Below are 238 nucleotides of genomic sequence, written 5' to 3' on the forward strand. Positions count from 1 at the left end.
GAAGATGAGTAAGAAGGCGTTTTATTCAGATGAAGATATCGAGCTAGCAAAGGTTACTCTGGCTGGTTTACCGGATCTGACACCTCAGCGCAAATCACAAAAGGAATTTCTGGATGCAATCCGTGATGACCTGTTAGCACTGGTAAAAACCAAAGGTTACACGGTCTCAGACATTAAAGAGACACTAAAAACCACGGGGTATGAAATCAGTGAGAGAGCACTTCGTGAAATCGTTCGT

Annotated in this window: 1 protein-coding gene; it reads left to right on the plus strand. The window is 43.3% G+C overall.

What is annotated here, in order from left to right; genetic code table 11:
• Positions 1 to 4 precede the first annotated feature (4 nt).
• Positions 5 to 238 (plus strand): molybdopterin-guanine dinucleotide biosynthesis protein MobC (locus RTW80_RS30705; protein ID WP_312722031.1); only part of this gene is annotated, 234 nt, incomplete at its 3' end.

It is taken from the genome of Escherichia sp. AM3 (genome assembly GCF_032029835.1).
GTDB lineage: Bacteria > Pseudomonadota > Gammaproteobacteria > Enterobacterales > Enterobacteriaceae > Escherichia > Escherichia coli.